This is a genomic window from Vibrio sp. 1978, from assembly GCF_033344345.1.
The window spans coordinates 141,802-148,123 of sequence record NZ_JAWPOP010000013.1 but is presented as its reverse complement, the minus strand read 5'-3'; the positions used below and the strand labels follow the sequence as shown (position 1 = coordinate 148,123).

The window sequence follows — 6,322 nt, the reverse complement described above, 5'->3', positions numbered from 1 at the left end:
CCACTGCCGCGAGTGTGACGACCTCCCGTCCAGGTACCGCCTTCCACTTCCACCGCCAGCTGCTGCTCTGGGTAAGCAAAATCAAAACGCCAGCGCCTTGTCTCATGAAATCGGTATTCCTTCTCAGGTAGAGCTAACCCCATCGTCTTGATTTGGAAAAGAAGCGTTTTCTCTAATGCGCTCATGCCGTGGCCTCTCCAAATACAGGCTCTAGCTTTGCCATTAATCGAGTAGAACGGCCTCTGCCTTCAACCTCCAAATCAGTGACGAAATACGGTTTGCCATCATGGGTATAAACCCGCTTGTTCTCATAGCAAATACACAAGGCATCGACCGCTTTGCTATTGGGTAATACTCGAATGATCCTCATGCTGCCACCGCCTTTAAATGACCTGTTTCAAGAAGTTTTTTACGCAGCCAGATTTCACCCTTTCCGGTGATCAATGCTGTGTGGCTGATTCGCGTTTGGGAGTTAGTCTCGTAAGTGCCCTGCTTCACCGTAAAGTAACCACGCTCGACATAGTCTTGATACGGCAAATTGTAAGAATCTCCACGGCTCATGAAGATCTTTAACTCTCGTAGAACACGGAAAATAGTGACAGGCCCTAAACCGACCGCTTTTGCAAACTGACCAAGTTTCACCCCTTTATCCGCTCCCGCGATAGCATCGGCAAACTCTGCCTTTGGTGCTGCGATAGCTAATGCCTGGTTCTTTTCTTCCAGTTCCTTGGCTTGGTTAGCGGCCAACTGCAGTGCTTCAGCAAATGATTGCGGAACTTGAAGCTGAGTTTGTTTTTCTAGCTCATGCCAGCGTTTAATCACTCTCATGCGAAGAATGGCGGAGTAACCAGTTAACAAACACTCGGTATGATCCTTGTCGAGCCTGTATTCCGTTTGCTTACGATTCATGGAGTCAAAATAGATATCCTGAAATTTGAGGGCATCTAAATTTAGCTCATCAAGCATCTTGGCTATGTCTACTTTTACATTGTCGTGACGCTTACCTGTCAGTTCTGCAATCTCTCGACTGCTCATCGTCATCTCTGTATTTGTGCTTAATTCAAACATTTGCCTGTCTCCCTAGGCCCTTATCCAAATCTTGATTGTGTTGCCGGTTCTCGTGTCCGACATCCGATGTATTTCCACACCCTGCTTGCGAGCCTTAGTGATTAACTGAGTTAACTCCAAAGCAGAAATCCCTAATTCCCTGCAAAGCTCCCCGGGCACCCAAACCTTAGGCCGCGAAACCATCACGCCAACTAACTTCTCCACCATCTGAATCCACCTCCGCTAGCTGGTCTAACAATTCCCTGCGTTCGTCCGACAGACGTTTGATTTTGTTCTTACTGGCTTGGATCGCCTGTTCAGACCCGCCATAGTTCATCACGCGCAGCAGGTGCTGGTTCTCGTTGTCGATATCCATCTCAAGCTGACGAACCTTAGATTTGATCTCGTCACCATCCGATTTGGCTTGCTGCGGTTGCTGCTCTGGCGGCAGGTAACGCCCTTTGTCTTGCTCGCGGCCTAGCCAACCTTGAATAAACTTCTCGATACCCTGTTTGGTTTTTCGCTTACGGGGATTGGCATCGCACCAACCGATCATTTTTTTCAGTTCAGCACGAACATTCACTGCACCGAACAAATCCGAATAGCGGTCGATGTCCGGTTGAGTTACTCCATGAAACTCCCCTTTCCTGTTCAAAGGAATTTCAAACAAAGCTGGTTCGGCTTCGAGCAGTTCGCTCGGAGCAAGATCTTTATTTGATGGATCTATTGGTGGATCTATTGGTGGTTTATAGCCGGATTCCGACCTACCCCCAGCCGGAATTTGACCTACCCCCCTATGCTCTTTCGTCTGTTCGAGTTTCGAACGTTCGTCTTTCGAACAGACGAAATTCGACTGTTCAAAATCCGTCTGTTCATCTGCTTTCTTTTTCAACAGCATTACAGGCAATTGGTACTGGTTATTCGAACGGACTAAGCGACCCGTATCCGCCTTTTTGAATTGGTTCTTTTTGAATAGCCATCCACCCTTTTCCAGTTTCTTAAGTGTCGATTTAACGGTGGTAGGTGAAACACCAGATTTACGAGCAATGGTATCGATAGACGGCCAACAAAGGCCGCTATCGTCCGCATGGTCAGCTAGGCAAAGCATCACCAACTTATCAGAACCTTTAAAACTCGGAATGTCCCAAACGTAGCTCATAACCTTAACTGACATTATTTCGCCTCTTCTTTTTCTTTAGCCAACAACATTTCACCGACTTCTCGCAGCTTGTTGCGATCTACATAGCGAGTCACGGCTCCACAACCTAGATCGGTGTACTTAAAGATAATGAGAGCACTGCCTTTAGTATTTCCATTGACAGACTTCTTAGTGATTGGGTGAATAAATGACACACGACCATTGGTAATAAAACGGATTTCAGTCGCGTTCTTAGGCCACCAGCCAGCATCTGGTGTGGCAGGAACTAGGAGAACAGAGTTAATTTTGTATTTATGGCATTGCTCGTAAGCCTTTTCCATAAAGGCTTTAATCATCCCACGGCTGTAAGGTGGGTTGATCCAAGCGTACTGATGCTCTAGATGCAGATACCCGTGCCAACAATCAGCCCAATGTTCCATTTCTAGAGCGTTCATCTCTTCTGTGATGTAACAAGCCCTTTTATGGTTGTTCTCACTCGCTGCAGCATCCACAGTAAACCAAAACTCTTTATGGAGAGCTTCAAAGAGCCAATCTGGCGTCGACCAAGAATCTTTATCATCAGCAGCCAAATCAGACGCTATGTAATCGGCCATCACTTACCCCCTGCCCAATCCGCAAACGAACTGCGAGGCTTACTCTTTGCCAGAGATCGTGACTTTGGTTTTAATGCCGACTCATGCTGCTTGGCACTCGCCTTAAACTTGGCGTTCCCCATCGCAGCGCGACGGAGGTGATCAACCTGCTTTAAACGCTCACTTAATTCCATAGCCCTGCTCCTGTGTCATTCGGCTTACAGTTCGTTTACTTACCCATTTCCAATCGCCTGGTTTAGTCGCCAAAAAATAGACGTAGTTATCAAAAACTAAGACAGCCTTAATTCTTGCGCGATGGCGCTGTTGTGTTACTCTTTCCATTGAATCGACCTTCGTTTGCTGATTCACGGCCCTAACAAGTTGCCGCTTGTTGGGGCTTTTCCATTTCTAGATGTGCCAAATATCTCTGGCTCTTTGCGTTGATCGCCTTTAGTGCTTCCTTCTCCAGTTGTTGCTTAACTGCGGCGTTCTGCTCCAGTGCAATAGAGTTGCGATACATCTGCGCCAGCTGCTCTATCGTGTTGAGCGTCTCCATCACATTCATGACAAAACTCCCGAAGACATATCGCCAAACATCATGGCCATGCTGATCCCACCAAAGCGGCTTTCAGCGGCATAACCAATCGTCATGGCAGAGGCCACCAGCGTGTGAATGGATGAAGACAAACGACTAACTCCATTGGCAGAAAGCTTGTTTACGTTAAGTTGCTCGGCCATCTCACCAAGCGCCTTAGTAGCAACCAAAAATTCGGTGTTGAGGTTTGCCTGGGAGTTGTAGTTAAACGGCATTGGTGTACACAGCCCGACCTCTTTGCATAGGCCGTCGATCATGCTGTAGTCGCCAGACTCTTTGGTGAACGCGATAACATCATCAACAAACAACTTTGATTCCGGTTGGTTGGTGTTAAAACGTTTCTTTAGTCGGTTGCTGTAATCCACTTCTGAGTACCCAAGCCTTAACGCAATGGCGCGCAGGCTGTGGTGTTTCTTAAAGCGAATAACGCCTTCATAGAAGCGAGGGAATTTCCCCCTGCCTTGTGTGTGGGTCATGGAGTACCTCCTTGGCAATCTGTAGATTGTTCTATCGTGGAATGTTGAGAAGTTCTTCTTTAGTGACTGGTGTTTCTGTCACTTGAGATAATTCCGAAATGATCGAGGCGTAATTGGTTTCACCAGTGAAATCCGTTCTAGGAAGTACACCTCTCTCACACCATTTATAAACAGCTCTATTACTAACGCAGCAAGCTAGCGCTACTTTTGGTACACCTATCTGAGTAATAACCTGTTTTAGCATAATTTCGCCCTTACAATGAACTATAAGTACATATTATGACGGAACTGAAAGTACAATCAAGAAGTTTTACTATTGAACCTATGGTTCATAGTGAAAATGTGCGTTCAAACTTCGCCCAAAGGCTTGCACAGGCCTGTACAAAAGCTGGGATAGAAGATCATGGAAGGGGCGTTATTTTAGCGAAGGCACTTAAAGTGACGCCAAAAGCTGTAAGCAAATGGCTTAACGCAGAGTCAATGCCACGCCAAAATAAAATGGAAGAATTAGCGAACCTCCTCAAAGTTGATCTGTTCTGGCTGCAGTACGGAAAACAACACAGCGGTTCCAACCCCAACGAACCTCAACAACCAACGGAAGCCAATGCGGAAATTTTAGGAGAAATTGACGCATGGGATCGTAAAACCCCACTTTCAGATGATGAGGTAGAAGTGCCATTTTTTGCAGATATTCGCCTTTCAGCTGGCAGCGGTGAAGTAGCCGAACGTGAACATACTGGTCTTAAACTGCGTTTTGCTAAATCGACATTACGCCGCTACAACGTTCCGCCAGAGTGTGCTGTATGTGTAAAAGCGACGGGCAATAGTATGGAACCCGTATTACCGGACGGTTCAACTGTCGGGATTGATACTTCTAGCACTGGGGTGGTGGACGGAAAAATGTACGCCATTAATCACTCAGGTGAACTTCGAGTGAAGCTCTTGTACAAAACACCAGGTGGTGGCTTAAGGGTTCGAAGCTACAACGCAGAAGAACACCCTGAAGAACGCTACTCACAAGAACAGGCTAAAGATATTGTCGTGCTCGGTCGTGTATTCTGGTATTCGGTAATGCTGTAGCCTCTTTCGTTGAAGATATAGATCAAAATAATCATATACTTGCAGTTTATCTATATATAAACTGTATGTTTTAACATCAGATATGGCTTACAAATGAAAAAAATAATTCTTCTATCTATTCTCTTCAGCGCATCCTCCTTTGCTAGTGACAACCATTTTTACACTGGCGCTAGCTTATTGGTAAGTGACAATACAAAACTAAAATCAGATGACGGTTCTATCGACGAAAGTAATGATTTAGGTTTCAATGCATTTGGCGGTTACAGCTTCTCAGTTTCACCAAATATTGATTTAGGTGTAGAACTGGAATATCAACATTTTGGTGAGGCCGAATTTGTAGATGATGTGAGTGTTGAGGGTGACGCTTTTTTCATCAACGCACGACCTAAATTCATTGAAAGCCGCAATAACCTTTATAGCGCATTAATTTTGGGTGTCGGCTCGCTGGAAGGCAAAACGAACATTTACGGCGAATCTGAATCTGAATCTGAAATTGCCTACCAAGCTGGTATTGAAATTGGCTACATGCTCGATCAGATTGATATCGGTGTAGGTTACAGATATCGATATGCCAAGTTTGATGATGTCGATTTCTCGATTCAAGGGATAACCGCAGGGGTCAGATACAATTTCTGATACCTCCCGTTACCTTAGTTAACTAAGGTTCAAGCTTTACTGCTACAACCGCCTTCGGGCGGTTTTTTTGTACCCAATACAAATAAATGTACTTTTGGTTCTTTACATAATATGTACTTATGGTACATTTGGTTCATTACAACGACTGACCCCAGCAGCTGGTGGGGCGAATAACCACTGCACCGGAGCGTTTCTGCCTATGTCTGTCTTACGACGAAAAGTGAAACGGTGACCGGAAGTGACTATCCAAGGATGGGAACGGGAATGCCCTTACTTAGGGCACAACCTAAAGCCTTTCAGAGCAAGGGTTTTAGGGTGTGGATAACCAATCTTGAGGAACGAATCATGAGCAAAGAAGCAGGCAACCTAAGCATAGAAGATCGTACAACCAACTTTCCCAAATTGATGCAAGAGCTAGATGGCGGCGTCATCTCCAACGTTATTGGCCTTGCACTCTCCAACGTGTCGCGCGCTGTTTCGTACAGCGATAAACAAGGCGAAGTGAAGCTGAACCTAAAGCTCAAGCCAATGGGTACCAACAACGAAATGGTAGAAATCACGGCCAACATGTCGGTGAAGGAACCTAAATCGGGCTTTGGTTCCAAGAGTGAGGACTTTCAGTACACCTCTATCGCCTACGTCGGCAAAGGCGGAAAACTCACCTACGACCGACCAAAAGAAGATATTCACGGCCAAGCCGTTATTGAAGAAGGTCAGCTTCGCGAAGTTCGCGGCTAACCCAGTCCACCAGCAATCA

At 45.9% G+C, this 6,322-nt stretch carries 11 protein-coding genes and 1 pseudogene; 3 read left to right on the top strand and 9 right to left on the bottom strand.

Features of this window, described 5'->3' with window-relative positions; translation table 11 throughout:
- The 9 genes and pseudogenes from R8N49_RS14530 to R8N49_RS14490 form a co-directional block, all read right to left on the bottom strand.
- A pseudogene (locus R8N49_RS14530) lies at positions 1 to 185 on the bottom strand (hypothetical protein); the annotation flags it as partial.
- On the bottom strand, positions 182 to 370 hold the full coding sequence (locus R8N49_RS14525) for a hypothetical protein (protein ID WP_318190012.1): 189 nt from the start codon (positions 368 to 370) through the stop codon (positions 182 to 184). The pseudogene R8N49_RS14530 and the gene R8N49_RS14525, both read right to left, overlap by 4 nt.
- On the bottom strand, positions 367 to 1,068 hold the full coding sequence (locus tag R8N49_RS14520) for a phage antirepressor KilAC domain-containing protein (RefSeq protein WP_065274644.1): 702 nt from the start codon (positions 1,066 to 1,068) through the stop codon (positions 367 to 369). Before R8N49_RS14520 ends, R8N49_RS14525 begins: the two co-directional genes overlap by 4 nt.
- Before the next feature lie 166 nt (positions 1,069 to 1,234).
- Complete coding sequence (locus R8N49_RS14515; RefSeq protein ID WP_065274645.1) at positions 1,235 to 2,221, bottom strand: helix-turn-helix domain-containing protein; 987 nt, start codon at positions 2,219 to 2,221, stop codon at positions 1,235 to 1,237.
- Positions 2,221 to 2,799 carry a phage N-6-adenine-methyltransferase gene (locus tag R8N49_RS14510; protein WP_318190011.1) on the bottom strand — a complete coding sequence of 193 codons (579 nt, stop codon included), beginning with the start codon at positions 2,797 to 2,799 and terminating at the stop codon, positions 2,221 to 2,223. Before R8N49_RS14510 ends, R8N49_RS14515 begins: the two co-directional genes overlap by 1 nt.
- Positions 2,799 to 2,972, bottom strand: a complete 174-nt coding sequence (locus R8N49_RS14505; RefSeq protein WP_086027146.1) for a hypothetical protein — start codon at positions 2,970 to 2,972, stop codon at positions 2,799 to 2,801. Before R8N49_RS14505 ends, R8N49_RS14510 begins: the two co-directional genes overlap by 1 nt.
- A gap of 179 nt (positions 2,973 to 3,151) precedes the next feature.
- On the bottom strand, positions 3,152 to 3,343 hold the full coding sequence (locus R8N49_RS14500) for a hypothetical protein (protein WP_065274647.1): 192 nt from the start codon (positions 3,341 to 3,343) through the stop codon (positions 3,152 to 3,154).
- The gene (locus tag R8N49_RS14495) at positions 3,340 to 3,849 is read right to left on the bottom strand and encodes a phage regulatory CII family protein (protein ID WP_065274648.1); all 510 of its coding nucleotides are present in this window, start codon (positions 3,847 to 3,849) and stop codon (positions 3,340 to 3,342) included. Before R8N49_RS14495 ends, R8N49_RS14500 begins: the two co-directional genes overlap by 4 nt.
- 31 nt (positions 3,850 to 3,880) lie before the next feature.
- On the bottom strand, positions 3,881 to 4,093 hold the full coding sequence (locus R8N49_RS14490) for a hypothetical protein (protein WP_020335501.1): 213 nt from the start codon (positions 4,091 to 4,093) through the stop codon (positions 3,881 to 3,883).
- Between the two features lie 35 nt (positions 4,094 to 4,128).
- Here R8N49_RS14490 and R8N49_RS14485 point away from each other — a divergent pair, with 35 nt between their 5' ends.
- The 3 genes from R8N49_RS14485 to R8N49_RS14475 all read left to right on the top strand — a co-directional run bounded on the left by R8N49_RS14485 (position 4,129) and on the right by R8N49_RS14475 (position 6,303).
- On the top strand, positions 4,129 to 4,929 hold the full coding sequence (locus tag R8N49_RS14485) for a helix-turn-helix transcriptional regulator (RefSeq protein ID WP_065274649.1): 801 nt from the start codon (positions 4,129 to 4,131) through the stop codon (positions 4,927 to 4,929).
- 93 nt (positions 4,930 to 5,022) lie between these two features.
- The gene (locus R8N49_RS14480; RefSeq protein ID WP_065274650.1) at positions 5,023 to 5,565 is read left to right on the top strand and encodes a porin family protein; all 543 of its coding nucleotides are present in this window, start codon (positions 5,023 to 5,025) and stop codon (positions 5,563 to 5,565) included.
- Between the two features lie 345 nt (positions 5,566 to 5,910).
- Positions 5,911 to 6,303, top strand: coding sequence for a hypothetical protein (locus tag R8N49_RS14475; RefSeq protein WP_065274651.1), 393 nt, complete (start codon positions 5,911 to 5,913; stop codon positions 6,301 to 6,303).
- The last annotated feature ends 19 nt before the right edge of the window (positions 6,304 to 6,322 follow it).

Excerpts from the sequence above, each read along its gene's own strand:
- R8N49_RS14525 (WP_318190012.1), bottom strand. The coding sequence starts at position 370 with ATGAGGATCATTCGAGTATTACCCAATAGCAAAGCGGTCGATGCCTTG.
- R8N49_RS14520 (WP_065274644.1), bottom strand. The coding sequence starts at position 1,068 with ATGTTTGAATTAAGCACAAATACAGAGATGACGATGAGCAGTCGAGAG.
- R8N49_RS14515 (WP_065274645.1), bottom strand. The coding sequence starts at position 2,221 with ATGTCAGTTAAGGTTATGAGCTACGTTTGGGACATTCCGAGTTTTAAA.
- R8N49_RS14510 (WP_318190011.1), bottom strand. The coding sequence starts at position 2,799 with ATGGCCGATTACATAGCGTCTGATTTGGCTGCTGATGATAAAGATTCT.
- R8N49_RS14505 (WP_086027146.1), bottom strand. The coding sequence starts at position 2,972 with ATGGAATTAAGTGAGCGTTTAAAGCAGGTTGATCACCTCCGTCGCGCT.
- R8N49_RS14500 (WP_065274647.1), bottom strand. The coding sequence starts at position 3,343 with ATGAATGTGATGGAGACGCTCAACACGATAGAGCAGCTGGCGCAGATG.
- R8N49_RS14495 (WP_065274648.1), bottom strand. The coding sequence starts at position 3,849 with ATGACCCACACACAAGGCAGGGGGAAATTCCCTCGCTTCTATGAAGGC.
- R8N49_RS14490 (WP_020335501.1), bottom strand. The coding sequence starts at position 4,093 with ATGCTAAAACAGGTTATTACTCAGATAGGTGTACCAAAAGTAGCGCTA.
- R8N49_RS14485 (WP_065274649.1), top strand. The coding sequence starts at position 4,129 with ATGACGGAACTGAAAGTACAATCAAGAAGTTTTACTATTGAACCTATG.
- R8N49_RS14480 (WP_065274650.1), top strand. The coding sequence starts at position 5,023 with ATGAAAAAAATAATTCTTCTATCTATTCTCTTCAGCGCATCCTCCTTT.
- R8N49_RS14475 (WP_065274651.1), top strand. The coding sequence starts at position 5,911 with ATGAGCAAAGAAGCAGGCAACCTAAGCATAGAAGATCGTACAACCAAC.